General features: G+C 66.3%; 15 protein-coding genes. 3 read left to right on the top strand and 12 right to left on the bottom strand.

Going from position 1 to position 19,951, the window contains the following annotated elements:
• Positions 1-735: 735 nt before the first annotated feature.
• The 3 genes from AruCF_RS05345 to polA form a co-directional block, all read right to left on the bottom strand.
• Positions 736-1,524 (bottom strand): dienelactone hydrolase family protein, encoded by a 789-nt coding sequence (locus AruCF_RS05345; protein WP_049072424.1) that lies wholly within the window; start codon positions 1,522-1,524, stop codon positions 736-738.
• Positions 1,525-1,635: 111 nt separating this feature from the next.
• Entirely contained in the window at positions 1,636-2,475 is an 840-nt protein-coding gene (locus tag AruCF_RS05340) for a ZIP family metal transporter (RefSeq protein ID WP_049072423.1), read from the bottom strand.
• Positions 2,476-2,592: 117 nt separating this feature from the next.
• Complete coding sequence (gene polA, locus AruCF_RS05335) at positions 2,593-5,310, bottom strand: DNA polymerase I (protein ID WP_049072421.1); 2,718 nt, start codon at positions 5,308-5,310, stop codon at positions 2,593-2,595.
• Here polA and AruCF_RS05330 point away from each other — a divergent pair.
• Positions 5,309-6,013, top strand: coding sequence for an LOG family protein (locus AruCF_RS05330; protein ID WP_455737670.1), 705 nt, complete (start codon positions 5,309-5,311; stop codon positions 6,011-6,013). The two genes, polA and AruCF_RS05330, sit on opposite strands and share 2 nt — an antisense overlap.
• Before the next feature lie 69 nt (positions 6,014-6,082).
• Here AruCF_RS05330 and AruCF_RS05325 read toward each other — a convergent pair whose 3' ends face one another.
• Positions 6,083-7,507: a M20 family metallopeptidase gene (locus tag AruCF_RS05325; protein WP_049072420.1), complete on the bottom strand. Its 1,425-nt coding sequence runs from the start codon at positions 7,505-7,507 to the stop codon at positions 6,083-6,085.
• 97 nt (positions 7,508-7,604) lie between these two features.
• Entirely contained in the window at positions 7,605-8,588 is a 984-nt protein-coding gene (locus tag AruCF_RS05320) for a Bug family tripartite tricarboxylate transporter substrate binding protein (protein ID WP_049072419.1), read from the bottom strand.
• Between the two features lie 130 nt (positions 8,589-8,718).
• On the opposite strand from AruCF_RS05320, the gene AruCF_RS05315 reads away from it, so the two are divergent.
• Positions 8,719-9,663 carry a LysR family transcriptional regulator gene (locus AruCF_RS05315; protein ID WP_049072418.1) on the top strand — a complete coding sequence of 315 codons (945 nt, stop codon included), beginning with the start codon at positions 8,719-8,721 and terminating at the stop codon, positions 9,661-9,663.
• A 19-nt stretch (positions 9,664-9,682) separates the two neighbouring features.
• Here AruCF_RS05315 and AruCF_RS05310 read toward each other — a convergent pair whose 3' ends face one another.
• Entirely contained in the window at positions 9,683-10,543 is an 861-nt protein-coding gene (locus tag AruCF_RS05310) for a LysR family transcriptional regulator (RefSeq protein WP_049072417.1), read from the bottom strand.
• Between the two features lie 105 nt (positions 10,544-10,648).
• Between AruCF_RS05310 and AruCF_RS05305 the strand changes: the two genes are divergently transcribed.
• Positions 10,649-11,041, top strand: a complete 393-nt coding sequence (locus tag AruCF_RS05305) for a tautomerase family protein (protein ID WP_049072416.1) — start codon at positions 10,649-10,651, stop codon at positions 11,039-11,041.
• Between the two features lie 181 nt (positions 11,042-11,222).
• Here AruCF_RS05305 and typA read toward each other — a convergent pair whose 3' ends face one another.
• The 6 genes from typA to rimP form a co-directional block, all read right to left on the bottom strand.
• Positions 11,223-13,046 carry a translational GTPase TypA gene (typA, locus tag AruCF_RS05300; protein ID WP_049072415.1) on the bottom strand — a complete coding sequence of 608 codons (1,824 nt, stop codon included), beginning with the start codon at positions 13,044-13,046 and terminating at the stop codon, positions 11,223-11,225.
• Positions 13,043-13,792, bottom strand: a complete 750-nt coding sequence (gene truB / locus AruCF_RS05295; RefSeq protein WP_049072414.1) for a tRNA pseudouridine(55) synthase TruB — start codon at positions 13,790-13,792, stop codon at positions 13,043-13,045. The genes typA and truB overlap by 4 nt, the downstream gene beginning before the upstream one ends.
• 39 nt (positions 13,793-13,831) lie before the next feature.
• Positions 13,832-14,233, bottom strand: coding sequence for a 30S ribosome-binding factor RbfA (gene rbfA, locus AruCF_RS05290; protein ID WP_006388333.1), 402 nt, complete (start codon positions 14,231-14,233; stop codon positions 13,832-13,834).
• A 23-nt stretch (positions 14,234-14,256) separates the two neighbouring features.
• Positions 14,257-17,310, bottom strand: coding sequence for a translation initiation factor IF-2 (infB, locus tag AruCF_RS05285; RefSeq protein WP_083036571.1), 3,054 nt, complete (start codon positions 17,308-17,310; stop codon positions 14,257-14,259).
• Between the two features lie 92 nt (positions 17,311-17,402).
• Positions 17,403-18,881, bottom strand: coding sequence for a transcription termination factor NusA (gene nusA, locus AruCF_RS05280; protein ID WP_006388330.1), 1,479 nt, complete (start codon positions 18,879-18,881; stop codon positions 17,403-17,405).
• On the bottom strand, positions 18,878-19,381 hold the full coding sequence (gene rimP / locus AruCF_RS05275) for a ribosome maturation factor RimP (RefSeq protein ID WP_049072412.1): 504 nt from the start codon (positions 19,379-19,381) through the stop codon (positions 18,878-18,880). Before rimP ends, nusA begins: the two co-directional genes overlap by 4 nt.
• Positions 19,382-19,951: the final 570 nt, after the last annotated feature.

The following is a 19,951-nucleotide window of genomic DNA, read 5'->3' as shown; positions in this document are numbered from 1 at the left end:
CACGCGGCGCGCTTCGCGCTTGCTGCCCCCCGAGGGGGCTGCCCCGCCTTCGGGCGGCCGGGCGGCGGGGCGACCCCCACGCCGCGCACGCTTTGCGCGCTTGCTGCCCCCCCGAGGGGGCTGCCCCGCCTTCGGGCGGCCGGGCGGCTATCCTGGCGGGAGGTTTTTGAGGGTTCCCGCGCTCCCCCTCACTGGCTGCCACCGTTGGAAGCTACCCCGGCTTGAAGCAGCAATGCCGCAAGGCGGAAACACCGGCACATGCAACGTGAGCACGACGCATCACGATGCGCCACACCATGCGGCGTCACCCCTACCAGCAAAACACACATCGCCATCCGCGCGCAGCGAACCCGGCCCCGGCGCCCCACACCACGTATGCCAGGGCCGGCTGCCCGCGCAGCCGGCCCTGGCGGGCCCCGCAACCCTCCCGCATGCCGCCTCGGTCCAGCAGCGCCCCTAGCCTCGAAACCGGTAGCCCTGCGCGGGTGGCGCGCGGGTGGGCGGGGCGTGTAGATGCGCCCGGCGGAAACCGTAGGGAGCCGAAGGCGGACGAGGTTGAGCACGGGGAAGTCCGGAGCGAACGCTCCGGACCGCAATCGTAGGCGCGCCCGCCCGCGCGCCACCCGCGCCGGGCGGCCTATGTAGCGCCGGCCGGGCCTGCGAAGCAACAACCGCCAAAAAAAACCGCCACGCAAACGCGCAGCGGCTTCATCACGCCCAGAGGAAAAATCCCCCTCAAAGGTACCGCTTGAACCACTCAAGCATCCGCCCCCACCCATCCTTGGCCGCCTCCGCCTGATAATTCGCCCGGTAATCCGCCATGAACGCATGATCCGCCTGCGGATACACCACGAACTCCGACCGCCGGGCATTCTCATTGCCCGCCGCCAGCTTCGTCTTCATGATCTCGATATCCGACACCGGAATGCTGGCATCCTTGGCCCCATACAACCCCAGCACGGGCGCATGCAGGTCATTCACCACATCGAACGCATAGCGCTTGATCAACGGCCCATGCCCCGTGCTCAGCTTGCCGTACCAGGCCACGCCCACCTTCACATCCGGATTGTGCGCCGCGTACATCCAAGTCAGGCGCCCCCCCCAGCAGAACCCCGTCACCGCCACGCGCTTCGGATCGCCGCCATGCTCCGCGGCCCAGGCCACGCTGGCATCCAGATCCGCGAATACCTGCTCGTCGGGCACCTTGCTGACGATCTCCGCGATCAGCTTGGGAATATCGGTATAGGTCGACGCATCCCCCTGGCGCTCGTACAGATTGGCGGCCACGGCCAGATAGCCGGCCTTGGCGACCCGGCGGCAGACATCCTTGATGTGCTCATGCACCCCGAAGATTTCCTGGATCACCAGCACGACCGGCAGGTCGCGCTTGCCCTCGGGCGCGGCGTAATAGGCATCGATGGATCCATCGGCCACGGGCAGCCGGAAATCCCCGTGGACCAGTCCCTGCGCATCGGTGTGGATCACGGTGGGGGCGACGTTGCCGGCGGCGGCGGAAAAACTCATGGCGAACTCCTGTGTAGGGATCAACGCGGAACCGATCCCGCGGCTCGCCTTCAGGGCATCCGCGGTGACCGGCCAGGTTCGTAAGCAAAGCCGGGTACCGCGCGCCACGGTTCAATGCGTGTGCATGTGCTCCGTACGCGCCGCGCCGTGGCCCGCGTCCGCCTCGTGGTCGTGCCCGTGGTGCATCAGGGTCGTCACGCTGTAGATCAGCGCCACGCCCACGCCCACCAGCAGCAACTGCGGCACCGCATCGGCCAGGGATACCCGTTCGTGCATCTGCGGCATCAGGTCGGCCACCGAAATGTAGAGGAAGCTGCTGGCGGCAACCACCAATACGTACGGCACCCAATCCTGCGCCTGTTGCAGCACGAAGTAGCCTATTATGCCGCCCAAGGCTGAACACAAGCTGGTGAACAGGATCAGCGCGAACGCCCGGCGGCGCGCCAGGCCGGCGTTGAGCAACACCACGAAATCGCCCAGCTTGTGGGGCACCTCGTGCACGATGATCGAGGCCGCGGTCAGCACGCCCAGAAGCGGATCGGTCAGGAAGGCCGCCGCCACCAACACCCCGTCGCACAAATTGTGCAACGAACTGCCGATCAGGATCAGCACGCCCCCGCGACCGGCCTCATGCCGGTCGTGGCCATGATGGTGATGGTGTCCGTCGCCCTCGTGGTGATGGCTGTGGCGCAGCAGCGCGATCTTCTCCAGCACGAAAAAACCGATCAGCGACGCCAGCATCAACCCGAACAGCACATGGGCGTCCGCCACGCCGCTTTCGAACGCCTCGGGCAACAGATGCAGGAGCGCAACCGACAGCAGCACACCCACGGACAGGCTGACCATGTGGTGCAGATAGTGGGCGAACACCTTGTAGGCCAGCCAGCTGGCGACAAAGACGGCGATGAGGCCACCGGTGACGGTGGCGAGCAGGACCCAGAGCAGCAGCATTGGGGGACGTATTATTGGGGAAGGAAGCGCAACATTATATTGTTACGGCCATAAAAGCAAAAATGGGCCGCCCGCGCGACGGACGGCCCATGGCCCCCTGACGTGCAGGAACCTGACTCAGTGGGCCTGCTCCCAGTTCTTGCCCACGCCCACTTCGGCCACCAGCGGCACGCGCAGCTCGGCCACGTTGCACATCAATTGCGGCAGCGTCTTCCTGACCAATTCGAGTTCGGCATCGGGCGCTTCCAGCACCAGTTCGTCGTGCACCTGCATGATCATGCGGGTCTGCAGTTTTTCGGCTTCGAGCCAGTCCTGTACCGCCACCATCGCCATCTTGATGAGGTCGGCCGCGGTGCCCTGCATCGGCGCATTGATCGCCGCGCGCTCGGCGCCCTGGCGCCGCGGCCCGGATGCGCCGCGGATTTCCGGCAACTGCAGCCGGCGTCCGAACACGGTTTCGACGTAGCCTTGTTCGCGCGCTACGCGGCGAGTGTTCTCCATATACATCGCCACGCCGGGATAGCGGGCGAAGTAACGGTCGATGTAAGCCTGCGCCGCGTCGCGCGTGATACCCAGGTTGGACGCCAGGCCAAACACACCCATGCCATAGATCAGGCCGAAGTTGATCGCCTTGGCCGCGCGCCGCTGCTCGGACGACACGTCCGCCAGCGCCACGCCGAACACTTCCGACGCCGTGGCGCGATGGATGTCCTCGCCGGCCGCGAAGGCGCGCTGCAGGTTTGCGTCATCCGACACGTGCGCCATGATGCGCAGCTCGATCTGCGAATAGTCGGCTGACAGCAGCATGCCCTGCTCGGCAATGAAGGCCTCGCGCACGCGACGTCCGGCCTCGGTGCGCACCGGGATGTTCTGCAGGTTGGGATCGGACGAAGCCAGCCGGCCGGTGATCACCGCGGCCTGCGAATAATGCGTGTGCACGCGGCCGGTGTCGGGGTTGATCATACGCGGCAGCTTGTCCGTGTAGGTGGACTTGAGCTTGGACAGTCCGCGGTACTCCAGCAGCACCTGCGGCAGCGGATAGTCCTGCGCCAGCTTGCTCAGCACTTCCTCGTCGGTCGACGGCGCGCCGCCGGCGGTCTTGCGCACCACCGGCAGTTGCATGCGGCCGAACAGGATCTCGCCCAATTGCTTGGGCGAATTCAGATTGAAGGGCTGGCCGGCCAGTTCGTAGGCTTTCTGCTCGAGCTGCAGCATTTCCTGGCCCAGCTTGTGGCTCTGGCGGCCCAGTTCGGCGGCATCGACCTTGACGCCATTGCGCTCGATCGTGGTCAGCACCGCGGACACCTGCATTTCCAGCAGGTAGATGCGTTCCAGCCCCGCGTCGGCCGCCACCTGCGGACGTAGCACCTGATGCAATTGCAAGGTGAAATCGGCGTCTTCGGCGGCGTAGTGGCCGGCCTTGTCCACCGCCACTTCATCAAAGCCGATCTGCTTGGCGCCCTTGCCGCACAGGTCCTCGTACGAGACACCGCTGCGGCCCAGGTAGCGCTGCGCCAGGTCGTTCAGGCCGACGCCGCGATGCGACTCCAGCACATAGGCCTGCAGCATGGTGTCTTCGGCAATGCCGGCCAGGCGGACGCCTTCGTTGGCGAACACATGCGTGTCGTACTTGGCGTGATGCAGCAGCTTGGCGCGCGAGGCATCCTGCAGCCACGGACGCAGGCGTTCCAGCACCTCGGCCTTGGGCAATTGCGTCGCGCCGTCGGGGCCGCGATGCGCCACCGGAATGTAGCAGGCCACGCCCGGCGCCACCGCCATCGACAGGCCGACCAATTTGGCCTGCATCTCGTCCAGCGAAGTGGTCTCGGTATCCAGCGCCACCAGGGGCGCCTTGTCCACCAATTCCATCCAGGCATCGAACGCAGCCCAGTCGTCAATGATGCGGTAATCCAGTTCCGTCGGCGCGGCTGGCACTTCGGCCGCCACGCGGGCGTCGCCCGTCGGCACGCGCTCGGCGTCGCCGGTCAGGTCACGCAGCCAGGTACGGAAACCGTAGCGTTCGTAGAGTTCTGTCAGGGTGGCGTCGTCGCGATCGCGCGGCGTCAGGTCGTCGACGCTGTCGACGTACCCGGTCAGGTCGCAATCGCACTTGACCGTCAACAGCTGGCGCGTCAGCGGGAAATTGGGAATGGCTTCGCGCAGGTTGCTGCCGGCCACGCCCTTGATGCCCTCGGCGCCCTCGACCAGTTTGTCGATCGAACCGAATTCGGAGATCCACTTGGCGGCCGTCTTGGGGCCGACCTTGGTCACGCCCGGCACGTTGTCGACGGTATCGCCCACCAGCATCAGGTAGTCGACGATGCGGTCCGGCGCCACGCCGAACTTGTTGACCACGCCCGCCTCGTCCAGCACCTCGCCGCTCATGGTGTTGACCAGCGTGACGTGGCTGTTGACCAGTTGCGCCAGGTCCTTGTCGCCGGTGGACACCACCGTGTGCACGCCGCGTTCGGCGGCGCGGCAGGCCAGCGTGCCGATCACGTCATCGGCCTCGACGCCTTCGATGGCCAGCACCGGCCAGCCCAGCGCCCGCACGGCGCGGTGAATGGGTTCGATCTGGGCCGCCAGGTCTTCCGGCATGGGCGGGCGGTGCGACTTGTATTCCGGATACAGGTCGTCCCGGAAGGTCTTGCCGCGCGCATCGAAAATACATGCGGCATACTCTGCCTTATAGTCGGATACAAGCTTGCGCAACATATTCACCACGCCGTACAGCGCACCCGTAGGTTCGCCTTGCGCGTTGCGCAAATCAGGCATAGCGTGGAAAGCGCGGTACAAGTAGCTTGAACCGTCGACCAGCAATAAGGTTTTTTTCATGGTTACAAAGGCAGATATGGCAACAACTGCGGCAACAATTGCGGCTACCCCCGCCGAAAAACAAATTCCGCTGATTATGTCAGAGATACGGACGGCGGCGGAAAAGCTCGCGCATATCGGGCCCGCGGTCAGTGTCTTCGGCAGCGCGCGCGTCAGCCGCAACTCCCCCCACTATGAAACCACCGTGGCCATCTCGGCCGCCCTGGCCGAGGCGGGGTTCGCGGTCATCGCGGGCGGTGGACCGGGCATCATGGAAGCGGCCAACAAGGGCGCCTTCGAAACCGGCGGCACCAGCATCGGGCTGAACATCAGCCTGCCGCACGAGGCCCACAACAACGAGTATCAAACCATCAGCCTGTCGTTTGAGTACTTTTTCTCCCGCAAGGCCACGTTCTTCATGCACAGCTTCGCCTACGTGGCGATGCCGGGCGGCTTCGGCACCCTGGATGAGCTCTTCGAGGCCCTGACGCTGATCCAGACCGGCAAGGTCCCGCCCGCGCCCATCGTGCTGGTGGGCAGCGAATACTGGTCCGGCCTGGTCGAATGGCTCGGCGGCCAGGTGTTGGGCAATGGCATGATCGGGGCGCACGACCTGGATCTGTTCATCATTGAGGATGATCCGCGCAAGGTCGTGCGCAAGGTGGTCGAATTCCACCAGAAAGTCAGCACAGAAGCGCAATACGCGCCATCCCTGCCGGCCTGACACACGCCGGCCCGCGGCGTGGACCGGCATACGCCGGGCGGCCCCGAATCGCGGCCGCCCCGCCCGCTCCTACTTGCGCATGAACGACGGCACCACGTCCGCCGGAATCGGGCAGACATACGGCTGGCCGCGGCGCATCTCCAGCAGCTCTTCCTTGGCGCGCGCGAGCGCCTCGGGCTGGCCATACAGGTCGGCCGCGGTTGCCGCGATGATCTTGGCCGCGTGCACCATGCCCTTGTGCGCCAGCGACAGCTTGCCCTGCGCCACCATCTGCCACGAATGGAACGGCGTGCCGTAGGCATAGCACGCGCCCCAGCATTGCGCCGTGGGCGTCACCCAACTGACGTCGCCGACGTCGGTCGAACCATAGCTGATCTCGTGCTTGCCGGGCTCGTACGGCGCCACCCCGCTGTACAGCGGCGTGGGGTTGCGCAGCACCGCGCCCAGATTCTTGCCGGCGTTATCGATGTCATCGGCAGAAATCGCGTCCCACATGCGACGCGCGGCCTGCTGCTCGCCGTCGGTGTACGCGGGTCCCTGCAGCGCCTGCATGTTGTCATACATGACCTGATTGAGCACGCCGTTGGGGATGTAGTTCGAGCAGGCCTTGTCGAACACGATCTCCAGCTCGCAGCCCGTCATCAGCGCCGCGCCCCGCGCCACATTCTTGACCCGCTCATATAGCTCGGCGGCCTGCGAATTGATGGGCGCGCGCACCAGGTACAGTACCTCCGCGCGGGCCTGCACCACGTTGGGCGAAATACCGCCGCTGTTGGTCACCGCATAGTGCACCCGCGCGTCCGGCACCATGTGCTCGCGCAGGTAGTTCACGCCCACGTTCATCAGCTCCACCGCGTCCAGCGCGCTGCGCCCCAGATGCGGCGAATTGGCCGCGTGCGCGGCCACGCCGCGAAAGCGGAAATAGGCCTGGATATTGGCCAGCGACGATTGATGGAAGATGCCGGTGTGGGAAGCCGGATGCCAGGTCAGCGCCGCGTCCAGGTCGTCGAACAGGCCGGCTCGCGCCATGAAGGTCTTGCCCGAGCCGCCCTCCTCGGCCGGACAGCCGTAGAAGCGGATCCGCCCGGGCAGGCCGTTGCGCTCCAGGAATTCCTTGACCGCCACCGCCGCGAAATGGGCGGCCGTGCCCAGCAGGTGATGGCCGCAGCCGTGGCCATTGCCATTGGGCGTTTCCGGCGAGGGCTGGCAAGCATAGGCCCCGCTTTCCTGGCTCAGCCCCGACAGGGCGTCGTATTCGCCAAGGATGCCAATCACCGGACCGTCCGTGCCCGCCTCGGCGACGAAAGCCGTGGGAATGCCGGCCGCGTCGCGGGTAACGCGAAAGCCCGCCTCTTCCAGCATGGCGATGTGCAGTTCGGCCGATTTGTGCTCGTCATAGCGCAGCTCGGCCAGGCTCCAGATGCGGTCGCTCAGCTCGGCGTAGCGGTCGCTGCGCGCGTCAATGAACGGGGCAAGAATGTCGATGGTTCCCATCGTGTCTCCAGTGGCGGTTCTACAGGATTGGTTCTACAGGATTGGTTCTACAGGATTTACCCGCGCCGGCGACGACGCGCTACCGGCGGTGCAACGCTTACTCGTCAAGCTTGATGGCCGCAGTTTCAACGATATTGCGGTTGGCGGCCAGTGTCTGCGCGATGCGCTGACCGAAGGCCTGCGGCGTGCCGGTGTCGGGCTCGGCGCCCAGGCTGGCCAGGCGCTGCGCCAGCGCCGGATCCGCCATGGCTTGCCGCACCGCGTCGTTGAGCTTGCCCACCACCGCGTCGGGCGTGCCGGCCGGCGCCACCAGGCCGAACCAGGTCTGGCCCAGCGCGTTCAACCGCGGGTAGCCCAGCTCGGCCAGCGTCGGTAGTTGCGCCAGCCCCGTCAGGCGCGTTGGGGCGGCCACCGCGATCGGGCGCAGCTTGCCCGCCTTGATCAGCGACTGCGCCGAGGCGTACTGGTCTTGCTGCACCTGCACCTCGCCGCCCACGGCGGCGGTCAGCGCCGGACCCATGCCGCGGTACGGCACGTGCAGCACCTCGACCTTGAGGTCGGCATTCATCGCCGCCAGGTTCAGGTGGCCGAGCGAGCCGACGCCCGGCGAACCGAAGGAATACTTGCCGGGATGGGCGCGTAGTTCGGCCAGGAACTGGGCGAAGTCGGTCGCCGGAAACGCCGGATTGACCATCCACACCACCGGCACGTTCGCCACCGAGCCGACCGGCTTCAACTGGGTCGCCGGATCGACGCGCGCGGTGCCGTACAGCAGCGGATTGACCGCCATGGTGCTGACCGTGGCCATGCCCAGGGTGTAGCCATCGGGTTCGGCGCGCGCCACCGCCTCGGTGCCGATCAGGCCGCCGGCGCCGGCGCGGTTTTCCACCACCACGCTCTGGCCCAGTTCCTTGCGCAGGCCATCGGCCACCACGCGCGCCAGCACGTCGGTGGAACCGCCGGGGGCGAACGGCACGATCAGGCGCACCGGCTGCGAGGGATAGGCGCCCTGCGCGAGCGCCACGGAGGAGGCGCCGACCAGGGCGGCGCAGACGACAGCATGCAACAGACGAGACTTCATGGAACGGCGCATCCTCGAATGGAAACCGGTAGCAGCCGGCGTCACGCCATTCTGGGCAGGGCATATCCTTATTTCAAATACATTAATGGACTCTTATATTCGCGTTTTGAATAGCTCATTCCCCCGCGCGATGGATGTCGCCCCTGCCACCCTGCTTGCCCGCCTGCTGGCCAAGGGCCGCTTGCGCCACCTGCAACTACTGGCCGGCATCGCCGAACTGGGCAGCCTGCAGCAGGCCGCCGCCCGGATCGGCATGAGCCAGCCCGCCGCCACCCACGCCCTGGCCGACATCGAATCCCTGCTGGGCGTCGAACTGTTCGAGCGCCACGCCCGCGGCATGCGCACCACCCGCAGCGGACAACTGATGGCCGATTGCGCGCGCGACATGCTCACCACGCTGCGCGCCTCGACCGACTCGGTGGCCGCCCTGCGTGGCGGCGCCTCGGGCAGCCTGCGCCTGGGCGCCATTCCGGCGGCCAGCTGCGGCCTGTTGGCCGAACGCCTGCCCGCCTACATGCGGACCCATCCCGACCTGCAGGTGGAGTTTCAGGAAGGCAGCCGCGAACAGCTGCTGCCGCTGGCGGCGGCCGGCACACTGGACATGCTCTTGTGCCGGCGCCCGGAAGCGTTGCCTGCGGGCCTGGAATTCGTCCCGCTGCAGCAGGACGACGCCGTCATTGTGGCCACGCCAGGCCATCCGCTTCTGGCGGCTGAAGCCGCGCCGACCCTGGCCCAGGTGACGTCCCAGCTCTGGATCCAGCCCCGTCCCGAACTGGCGATCCACGCCGTCTTTACCGCCTTCTTCGAGCGCGCCGGCGTGGTGCCACGGCTCTGCCGCCTGGCCAGCGCCGCGCCGCCGATGCCGCTGCTGATCGCGGTCATGCAGGCGCAGCAGGCACTGGCCATGGTGCCGCTGACGCTGGCCGGCTGGTATCTGCAGCACGGCCATTTCCAGCGCCTGCGGATCGAGTCGCCGGGCGCGTTCCAGCCCATCGGCGCCCTCGTGGGCGAGGCCGGCCCGGGCCGCGAATTCCTGCACTGGCTGATGCGCGCGCCGGACCGGCAAGCGCCCTAGCCGCCGCGCCGAGGCCGGCTCAACGCAGCGCCCGCTCGATCGCCTCGCGCGCCTGACCGATAAAGCGGTCTTCGCCCGGCCGGGGCGGCAGCAGGCGGAATTCGACGTCGGGCAAGGACGGCAGCCCCGGCGCCTGCAAGCGGCCGATGCCGGGCGTCAGCGCCGACTCGTTCAGGCAGGCCACGCCCAGCCCCGCCGCGATCGCCAGCTGCAGCCCCGCCACGCCCGAGGCCACGTGCGCCACCGCGTACGGCACCGCGCGCCGCGCCAGCAGCCGCTCGGCGTACTGGCGCAACGCGCAGGTCTCGGGCAGCGCCAGTAGCGGCAGCGGCTCAGGCGGCGCCGACGCGCCCTCGGCCGCCATCCACAGCAATGACTCACGCCGCAGCAACGCCCCCTGCGGCCGCCCTTTCGACGCGCCGCGCTCCTGGATCACCATCGAGATGCCGACATCGACCTCGCCGCGTTCGTAGGCCGCCTCGATCGTGCCGCTCTTCATGATGGTGACGTGCATGCGCACCTGCGGGTACTGCTCGTTCAGACGCCGCAGTAGCCGCGCCACATCGCCCGGTCGGAAGTAGTCGGTGATGCACAGCCGCAGCTCACCACGCAGTGCCACGCCGCGCAGGTCGCGAAAGGCCTCGTCGCTCAGCGCCAGGATGGCGCGCGCATGCGACAGCAGGCGCTCGCCGGCGGGGGTGGCGATCACGCCCGCCTTGCCGCGGATCAGCAGCGGCTGGCCGGCCCGTTCCTCCAGCTTGCGCATCTGCTCGCTGACCGACGACTGCGACAGGAACACCTTGGGCGCGGCCGCCGTGAGGCTGCCCGCTTCCAGCACCGCCACCAGGGTGCGGAGCTGGTCGAGATCGAATCCGGACATGAGCCATCCAACGGTTTATGCGATGGTTGAAATCGTAAATTCCCGCTTTTCCGATGTCAATGCGGTCCCTACACTGGCTCCATTCCCCTCACCAAGGAGCCTGTCATGCCCCACATCGTCGTCCACGTCTCTGGCCAACCCGATGCCAGCCGCAACCGCCGCATCGTCGATGCGGTCGCCGGATTGACCCAATCCGTGCTCGGCAAGAAACTGCCGGTCATCGCCATCACGCTGCAGCACATCCCCCACGACCAGTGGTTCATCGGCGCGCGCCCGCTGTCGGAAACGGGCAGGAACGCCTTCCACCTGGATATCAGCGTCACCGACGAGACCAATACCAAGGCCGAGAAGGCGCGCTTCATCCAGGAGATCTACGCGTCCTTCAGCGAGATCCTGGGCGAACTGCACGAATGCTCCTATGTGCACGTGATCGACGCGCGCGCGGCGGCCTACGGGTATGGCGGAAAGACCCAGGAATACCGCCACCAGCATGCCTGAGCCCGCGTGCCGGCGCACGGGCGGCGGCCGCTGCGCCGCGCGGCCGGCGGCGTGCAGGCCGTCGGCCGCTTGAACAGCGCCGCTGGCAAGCCCGCGTCCCGAACGAAAAAAAGCCGCGCACCCCGAAGGATGTGCGGCTTTTCCGATTGCCAGGCGCGCGGGACAGACGTCCCGCCTCGCCTTACACGGCGGATTCGCGTGCGGCGCGCTTGCGGTCGTTTTCCTGCAGGTGACGCTTGCGCAGGCGGATCGACTTGGGCGTGATTTCGACCAGTTCGTCGTCGTCGATGAATTCCACGGCGTATTCCAGCGACATCTGGATCGGCGGCACCAGGCGCACGGCTTCGTCGGTGCCCGAGGCGCGCACGTTGGTCAGCTGCTTGCCCTTGATCGGGTTCACGACCAGGTCGTTGTCGCGGCTGTGGATGCCGATGATCATGCCTTCGTACAGCGCATCGCCCGGGTTCACGAACATGCGGCCGCGATCCTGCAGCTTCCACAGCGCGTAGGCCACGGCGTCGCCGTTGTCCTGGCTGATCAGCACGCCGTTGCGGCGCTCGCCGATCGAGCCTTCCTTGATGGGCGCGTATTCGTGGAAGATGTGGCTCATCAGGCCGGTGCCGCGCGTCAGCGTCAGGAATTCGTTCTGGAAGCCGATCAGGCCACGGGCCGGAATCAGGTATTCCAGGCGGGTGCGGCCACGGCCGTCCGGCTGCATGTCCTGCAGATCGCCCTTGCGGCGGCCCAGTTCTTCCATCACGCCGCCCTGGTGGGCGTCTTCGACGTCGATGGTCAGCGATTCGAACGGCTCGCACTTGACGCCGTCGACTTCCTTGAACACCACGCGCGGACGCGACACGGCCAGCTCGTAGCCTTCGCGGCGCATCGTTTCCAGCAGAATCGTCAGGTGCAGTTCGCCGCGGCCCGACACTTCGAACACGGTGTCGTCGCCGGTGTCGCGCACGCGCAGCGCCACGTTCGACTTCAGTTCGCGGTCCAGGCGGTCGCGCAGCTGGCGGCTGGTGACGAACTTGCCTTCACGGCCGGCCAGCGGCGAAGTGTTGACCATGAAGTTCATGGTCAGCGTCGGCTCGTCGATGCGCAGCATCGGCAGCACGTCCTGCGTCACCGGGTCGGTCACGGTGCAGCCGATGCCCAGGTCTTCGATACCGTTGATCAGCACGATGTCGCCGGCTTCGGCTTCATCCACCACGATGCGCTCCAGGCCGTGGAACTTCAGCACCTGGTTGATGCGGCCGCGGCCGCCCTGGCCCTCGGGACCGAACTTGTAGGCCACTTCCATGCCGGGACGCATGCGGCCGCGGTTGATGCGGCCCACGCCAATCTTGCCGACGTAGCTGTTGTAGTCCAGCGAGATGATCTGCATCTGCAGCGGGCCGTTGGGATCGTCGTCACGTTGCGGCACGTGCTGCAGGATGGCTTCGAACAGGGGGCGCATGTCGCCTTCGCGCACATCCGGGCTCAGGCCGGCGTAGCCGGACAGGCCCGAGGCGTACACCACCGGGAAGTCCAGCTGCTCGTCGGTCGCGCCGAGCTTGTCGAACAGGTCGAACGTGGCGTTGATGACGAAATCGGTGCGGGCGCCCGGACGGTCGACCTTGTTGACCACCACGATGGGCTTCAGGCCCAGGGCCAGCGCCTTGCGGGTCACGAAGATGGTCTGCGGCATCGGGCCTTCGACGGCATCGACCAGCAGCAGCACGCCGTCGACCATCGACAGCACGCGCTCGACTTCGCCACCGAAGTCCGCGTGCCCCGGGGTGTCGACGATGTTGATGTGCGTGCCTTCGTATTCAACGGCACAGTTCTTGGCCAGAATCGTGATGCCGCGTTCTTTTTCCAGGTCGTTCGAGTCCATGACCCGTTCGGTCAGCGCCTGGTTTTCGCGGAAGGTGCCGGATTGGCGCAGCAGCTGGTCGACCAGGGTGGTTTTACCGTGGTCCACGTGGGCGATGATGGCGACGTTGCGCAAGGCGCGAGTCATAGCGAGTCCTTTAAGGTGGTGGCGGGCAGCAAGCCCGCCGGCAATTCGTTCAGTGCAAGCAATGCCTGCTTCGGGTCTGGCATCGCCTGCAAGGCATCCAGCGCAACGGCGCGTTCCAGAGAAAATGGCCCGACGTGCGTGCGCCGCAGCGCCGCCAGGTGGGCGTAACAGCCCAGCGCGCGCCCGATGTCCTGGGCCAGCGTCCGGATGTATGTGCCTTTACTGCAAGCCACATCGATCTCTGCCTGCGTCCCGTTCAGGGACAGCAGCTCGATGCGGTAAATCGTAATCTGCCGCGGCGGGCGTTCCAGCTCGATGCCCTGCCGCGCGTATTCGTACAACGGCTTGCCGTCGCGCTTGAGCGCCGAATACATGGGCGGAATCTGCTCGATCGTGCCCGAGAAACGTGACAGCGCATCGCGCAGCGCCTGTTCCTCGACCACGAAGCCGGGCGCGGCGGTAGCCACCACGTTGCCGGTCAGGTCGCCGGAATCGGTTTCCTCGCCAAATTGCAGCGTAGCGCGATAGGCCTTGTCGGCGTCAAGCATCGCGCCGGAAATCTTGGTTGCCCGGCCCATGCAGCACACCAGCAGGCCGGTGGCGAAGGGGTCGAGGGTGCCGGTATGGCCGGCTTTCGCCGCGTCCATGGCACGCTTGGCGCGTTGCAGCGCGTGGTTGCTCGACAAACCTACGGGTTTGTCGAGCAACAGCACACCGTCGAGCGCAAGCCCGCGTCGTTTAGCCATCGTCGGAATCCGGAAATTAAAGCAGTGACGACAGCCCGATCAGGACTGGTCTTCAGGTTCGTCGGGCACGCCCGAGTGCGGGCCGGGCCGGTTTGCGCGGTCGATGAGGATCGACATTTCGATACCACGGGCAATCTGCTCGTCGTGGAAGAAACGCAAAGTGGGGACAGTATGAATGTGCAGCAGCTTGTACAGCTGCGAGTGCAGCCAGCCGGCCTTCTCGTTCAGCAAGGCGGTCGCGGCCTCGGGCTCGGCGCCCAGGACCGTGAAATACACCTTGGCATGCGCGTAGTCGGTCGACAGTTCCACACCGGAGAGCGTGATCAAGCCAGCGCGGGTCGTGTCGATCTCGCGCTGGATGATCCCGGCCAGATCCTTCTGGATCTGGTCGGCCAGTCGCAGATTGCGACCGGGGATGGCTTTGGACTTGTGACGGCTCATTAGAAGCAATGCCTCGCGACGCCTTACAGCGTACGCGCGATTTCCTTGATTTCAAAGACTTCCAGCTGGTCGCCCACCTGGATGTCGTTGTTGCCGCGCAGCGTAAGACCGCAATCGAAGCCCGACTTGACTTCCTTGACGTCGTCCTTGAAGCGGCGCAGCGAATCGAGCTGGCCGGTCCACTGGACCACGTTGTTGCGCAGCAGGCGGACCTGCGAATCGCGACGCACCAGGCCGTCTAGCACCATGCAACCGGCGATGTTGCCGATGCGGGAGATGCTGTAGACCTCGCGGATCTCGACCAGGCCGATGACTTCTTCCTTCTTCTCGGGCGCCAACATGCCCGACATGGCTGCCTTCACTTCGTCCACGGCGTCGTAGATGATGTTGTAGTAGCGCACGTCGATGCCGTTGGTCTCGGCCAGCTTCTTGGCGCTGGCTTCGGCGCGGACGTTGAAGCCGATCACCACGGCGTTCGAGGCGATCGCCAGGTTGATGTCGCTTTCCGAGATGCCGCCCACGGCCGCGTGCACCACTTGCACGCGCACTTCGTCGGTCGACAGCTTGGTCAGCGACTGCACCAGCGCTTCCTGCGAACCCTGGACGTCGGTCTTGACGATCAGCGCCAGGGTCTGGGTGCCTTCGCCCAGGTTGTCGAACATCGATTCCAGCTTGGCGGCCTGTTGGCGGGCCAGCTTGACGTCGCGGAACTTGCCCTGGCGGAACAGCGCGATTTCGCGCGCCTTGCGCTCGTCGGACAGCACCATCAGTTCGTCGCCGGCGGCCGGCACTTCGGTGAGGCCCTGGATTTCCACCGGGATCGACGGACCGGCGGCCTGGATCGGCTTGCCGTTCTCGTCGAGCATGGCGCGCACGCGGCCGAAGCTGGCGCCAGCCAGCACCACGTCGCCGCGGTTCAGCGTGCCGCTCTGGACCAGGATGGTCGCGACCGGGCCGCGGCCCTTGTCCAGGCGGGCTTCGATCACCAGGCCCTTGGCGGGCGCGTCGACCGGCGCCTTCAGTTCCAGCAGTTCGGCTTGCAGCAGCACGTTCTCGAGCAGCGCGTCGATGCCCTCGCCGGTCTTGGCCGACACCGGCACGAACGGCACGTCGCCGCCGTATTCTTCCGGCACCACTTCCTCGGCGACCAGTTCCTGCTTGACGCGCTCGGGGTTGGCGCTGGGCTTGTCGATCTTGGTCATGGCCACCACCATCGGCACGCCCGCGGCCTTGGCGTGGTGGATGGCTTCACGCGTCTGCGGCATCACGCCGTCGTCGGCCGCGCAGACCAGGATGACGATGTCGGTGGCCTTGGCGCCGCGGGCACGCATGGCGGTGAACGCCTCGTGGCCCGGGGTATCCAGGAAGGTCACCATGCCGCGCTCGGTTTCCACGTGGTAGGCGCCGATGTGCTGCGTAATGCCGCCGGCTTCGCCCGCGGCGACCTTGGCGCGGCGGATGTAGTCCAGCAGCGAGGTCTTGCCGTGGTCGACGTGGCCCATCACTGTCACGACCGGGGCGCGCGGCAGCTGTTCGGCTTCCGACACGCTGGCGGTTTCGTCCAGGAAGGCTTCCGGGTCGTCGAGCTTGGCGGCGATCGCCACGTGGCCCAGTTCCTCGACCACGATCATCGCGGTTTCCTGGTCCAGCACCTGGTTGATGGTGACCATCTGGCCCAATTTCATCAATTGCTTGATGACCTCGGCGGCCTTGACGGACATCTTGTGGGCCAGGTCGGCCACGCTGATGGTTTCCGGCACGTGCACTTCACGCGCGATGAACTCCTGCGGCGCGGGCTCGTTGCGGCGGTCGTTCTGCTGGTTGCGGCCACCACGGCCGCCACTCTTGCCACCGCCCTTGCCGCCGGCACGCCAGCCGTCGCGGCTGGCCGGCGCCGCCGGCTTGTCGGCCGGCTTCTTGCGCGAGGCGTCATCCGACCAGGTCGAAGCGACTTCGGCGGTCTTGATGGTCTTCTTGGTGCCGGGCGCGGCGGGCTTGGCATCCTTCTTGGCGCCAGGCGCGGCGGCGCCCTTGCCGGCCGGCTTGTGCAGCGTGCCCGAGATCGGGGCGGCCGCGGCGGCGGGCGCTTCCGGTTCGGGAGCGCGCAGCACCTTGCGCGGACGGTTCAGCATCTCGCGCAGGGCGGCAGCTTCGGCCTCGGCGGCACGGCGGGCCTCGTCGCGGCCAGCGCCGGTGGCGGAGGCGGCGAGCGGCGGGCCGGCGCGGCGATTGTCGGCGCGGTTCCCGACCTTGGCGGCGGGCGCAACGGACTCGACCGGCTTGGCGGCGGATTTCACGGGTTCAGACTTCGCGGCAGGCGGCACCTGGGCGACAACAGGCGCGGCGGCCTGGGCGGACGATGGTTCGGACTTATTGGCTAGCACAACGGGTTCCGGCTTGGCTTCTTCAGCCTTGGGCTCGGTGGATTCAGTCTTGACTTCGGGCTTGGCCTCTTCGGCCACGGGCTCGGCAGGAGCGGGCGCCGGCGTCGGTTCCGGTTCAGGCTTAGCCTGGACTTCGGCGGCGGGAGCCGCAACGGGGGCGGGCACTTCGGCCGCGACGGGTTCAACAGGCGCGGCCGCTTCTACCGGTGCGGGCGCTTCGACAGCAGCGGGCTCTTGCACCGGGGCAGGAGCCGGCGCCTGGATGGGCGTGGCTTCGCGCGGTTCGGCCGGCTTGGCCGCCTCGGGCACGACGGGTGCGGACACCGGCTGTGCTTCCTCGACGGACGATTCTTCCTCAGCGCGGGCGCTGGCGGCCTGCTCCAGGGCGATTTCGGAGGGATCACGCTTGACGAACACGCGCTTCTTGCGGACCTCGACCTGGATGGTGCGCGAGCGGCCGGTGGCATCTGCCTGGCGGATCTCGGAGGTCTGGCGGCGCGTCAGGGTGATCTTCTTGCCTTCGGTCGCGCCGTGGGCGCGACGCAGCGATTCGAGCAATTTCGCCTTGTCGCTGTCGGTGACGGAATCGTCCACCGATTTGAGGTCAACGCCGGCCGAGCGCAGCTGTTCCAGCAGCACATTGGCAGGCATTTTCAGCTCGGTAGCGAACTGGGCGACGGTGTTACTCGACATTAGGCTCTCTCTTCCCTATATGCAGCTATTACAAACAACGTGAACTTGCGGCGGACTTGACGGCCATCCGCCGCAGACCCGTGTCCTTTTGGTTATTCTTCATCGAACCAATGGGCGCGGGCACGCATGATGAGGTCGCTGGCTTCCTGTTCGGTCAGGCCGGCGATTTCCGCCAGCTCGTCCGTCGCCAATTCGGCCAGATCATCACGCGTATGCACTTGACGCTCGGCCAGCTTGGCGGCCAGTTCGGGCGTCACGCCTTCGAGTTCAAGCAGATCCTGGGCCGTCTCAAGGCGCTCTTCCTGGGCGATGGCCTCGGTCAGCAGCGCATTGCGGGCACGGGCGCGCAACTCGTTGATGGTGTCTTCGTCGAACGCCTCGATCTCCAGCAGTTCCTGCATGGGGACGTAGGCGATTTCCTCGATACCGGTGAAACCTTCGTCGATCAGGATGTCGGCGACTTCCTCATCGACGTCCAGCTTGTTCATGAACGTGGCGCGCAGGCCCGAACGCTCGACTTCCTGGCGGTTCAGGCTTTCTTCCGGCGTCATGATGTTGATCTGCCAGCCGGTCAGCTCGGACGCCAGGCGCACGTTCTGGCCCTTGGCGCCGATCGCCTTGGGCAGGTTTTCCTCGTCGACCACCACGTCCATCGCGTGCTTGTCTTCGTCCACCACGATGGACTCGACGTTGGCCGGCGCCAGGGCGCCGATGACGAACTGCGCGGGATCTTCCGACCACAACACGATGTCGACCTGCTCGCCACCCAGCTCGTTGCGCACAGCGGTCACGCGCGAACCGCGCATGCCGACGCAGGTGCCAATGGGGTCGATACGCTTATCGTATGCCACCACGGCGATCTTCGCACGCACGCCGGCGTCGCGAGCCGCCGCCTTGATCTCGAGCAGGCCCTGCTCGATCTCGGGCACTTCGTTCTCGAACAGTTGGCGGATGAACTCGGGCGAGGTACGCGACAGGATCACCTGCTGGCCACGGGCGGCGTGGTCGACGCGCAACACGAAAGCGCGCACGCGGTCGGCGACGCGCAGGTTTTCCTTCGGGATCATTTCGGAACGCGGCAGACGCGCTTCGATCTTGCCGGTCTCGATGATGGCGTCGCCCTTGTCCATGCGCTTGATGGTGCCGGACACGATGGTTTCGCCGCGATCCAGGAAGTCGTTCAGCACCTGCTCGCGCTCGGCGTCGCGGATCTTCTGCAGGATCGCCTGCTTGGCGGCCTGTGCGCCGATACGACCGAATTCGATGGGTTCGAGCGGCTCCTCGATGTACTCGCCAACCTGGATGTTGGGCACGATCTCGACCGCGTCCGACAGCATTTCCTGCTTGTCGGGCTCTTGCAGGCCCGCTTCATCGGGCACCACCAGCCAGCGGCGGAAACCTTCGTGGTCACCGGTTTCACGATCGATGGCAACACGAATGTCCGCATCATCCTTGAAGCGCTTTTTCATGGCCGAGGCCAGCGCGCTTTCCAGCGCCCCGAACACGACATCACGCGTGACGTTCTTTTCACGCGCCAAGGCATCGACCAACAGAAGAATTTCGCGACTCATCGCTTTTTGCCCTTGAAATCCAGAACGGGGTCCAGTTTTGCACGCTCGATATCGTCGACCGTGAAATTCAACACCTGGACTTCGTTCTTTTTTGCCTCAAATTCGAGACCGAACACGGTCTTGTGCATCCCAGCCGCGGCGTCGGAAGCCGCGGGCGCGTCTTCGGGCACGGTCAACGTGCCGGAGAAGACCTTGCGTCCGTCCAATGCCTCGCGCAGCTTGATCTCGATGCGTTCGCCAGCGAACCGGCGGAATTCGGCCTCGTTGCGCAGCGGGCGATCAACGCCCGGCGAGCCGACTTCCAGCCGCTTGTAGTCGATGTTCTCGACCTCGTACACCCGCGACAATTGGCGGGACACCTGCTCGCAGTCTTCGATGCGCACACCGCCGACCCGATCGATCGTGACGCGCAAAAGGCCCAGCGCGGCACGTTCGACGTCAACGAGTTCGACGTCCATGCCGGCCAGTGCCTCTTCGGTCAATGCGAATAAATCAGCCATATACTCAAAAAAAATGGGCTGCACGCCCAGCCCACCGTATTGCACAGTGCCCAGCCGCCACCCTACTGCACGTAAGGAGCAATGCTGGGCAGTGCCCTATATTGCGACCTAATTTTCGGCTCGCGCCGCCCTTGCGGCGCACCCGCCAGCTTCGCATTCCGCATTTGCTTGCACACCCGCCGTGCCAACCGCCACAGCCAGGATGCACGCCATCAAACAGGCATTCCGGCGCGCCAGACGGCAAAAGCGGGGCGCGAACCAGGGAACGCGCAACGAACGCGAAGCCATGAAAACCATTGATTTTACCAGATAAACCGGAAAAACGCCTGATTCGTCACGGGCTTACGTTTATGTGGGACGCATCCAGCCGGCGGCGCCGCGCGGACGCCGCCTCGGGGGACGGTTTAACGCCCCCGGGTACCCCGTCCGCCCATCACGCCTAGACGCGATTCATGGGCCGACGCGCCACGCGGTTGCCAGTCATCGCCTCGGGGAGCAGCCCCGCTGCGCGCCGCCCGCGGCTTGCCGCCCGCGCCCGGCCCCTTGTTGCCGCCACCGGCGCGCGGGGCT

Origin of the sequence: Achromobacter ruhlandii, from assembly GCF_002082135.1 — a bacterium.
In the GTDB taxonomy this organism is placed as follows: domain Bacteria; phylum Pseudomonadota; class Gammaproteobacteria; order Burkholderiales; family Burkholderiaceae_B; genus Achromobacter; species Achromobacter ruhlandii.
Note: the sequence above shows the minus strand (reverse complement) of the source record. Positions and strands in the feature narration are given on the sequence as shown.

Bases quoted from the DNA above. Each gene is read 5' to 3' on its own strand.
- AruCF_RS05310 (WP_049072417.1), bottom strand. From the start codon at position 10,543: ATGTCCGGATTCGATCTCGACCAGCTCCGCACCCTGGTGGCGGTGCTG.
- AruCF_RS05325 (WP_049072420.1), bottom strand. From the start codon at position 7,507: ATGGGAACCATCGACATTCTTGCCCCGTTCATTGACGCGCGCAGCGAC.
- rimP (WP_049072412.1), bottom strand. From the start codon at position 19,381: ATGGCTGATTTATTCGCATTGACCGAAGAGGCACTGGCCGGCATGGAC.
- AruCF_RS05345 (WP_049072424.1), bottom strand. From the start codon at position 1,524: ATGAGTTTTTCCGCCGCCGCCGGCAACGTCGCCCCCACCGTGATCCAC.
- AruCF_RS05340 (WP_049072423.1), bottom strand. From the start codon at position 2,475: ATGCTGCTGCTCTGGGTCCTGCTCGCCACCGTCACCGGTGGCCTCATC.
- AruCF_RS05330 (WP_455737670.1), top strand. From the start codon at position 5,309: ATGGTTACAAAGGCAGATATGGCAACAACTGCGGCAACAATTGCGGCT.
- AruCF_RS05305 (WP_049072416.1), top strand. From the start codon at position 10,649: ATGCCCCACATCGTCGTCCACGTCTCTGGCCAACCCGATGCCAGCCGC.
- AruCF_RS05320 (WP_049072419.1), bottom strand. From the start codon at position 8,588: ATGAAGTCTCGTCTGTTGCATGCTGTCGTCTGCGCCGCCCTGGTCGGC.
- AruCF_RS05315 (WP_049072418.1), top strand. From the start codon at position 8,719: ATGGATGTCGCCCCTGCCACCCTGCTTGCCCGCCTGCTGGCCAAGGGC.
- rbfA (WP_006388333.1), bottom strand. From the start codon at position 14,233: ATGAGCCGTCACAAGTCCAAAGCCATCCCCGGTCGCAATCTGCGACTG.
- truB (WP_049072414.1), bottom strand. From the start codon at position 13,792: ATGGCTAAACGACGCGGGCTTGCGCTCGACGGTGTGCTGTTGCTCGAC.
- infB (WP_083036571.1), bottom strand. From the start codon at position 17,310: ATGTCGAGTAACACCGTCGCCCAGTTCGCTACCGAGCTGAAAATGCCT.
- polA (WP_049072421.1), bottom strand. From the start codon at position 5,310: ATGAAAAAAACCTTATTGCTGGTCGACGGTTCAAGCTACTTGTACCGC.
- nusA (WP_006388330.1), bottom strand. From the start codon at position 18,881: ATGAGTCGCGAAATTCTTCTGTTGGTCGATGCCTTGGCGCGTGAAAAG.
- typA (WP_049072415.1), bottom strand. From the start codon at position 13,046: ATGACTCGCGCCTTGCGCAACGTCGCCATCATCGCCCACGTGGACCAC.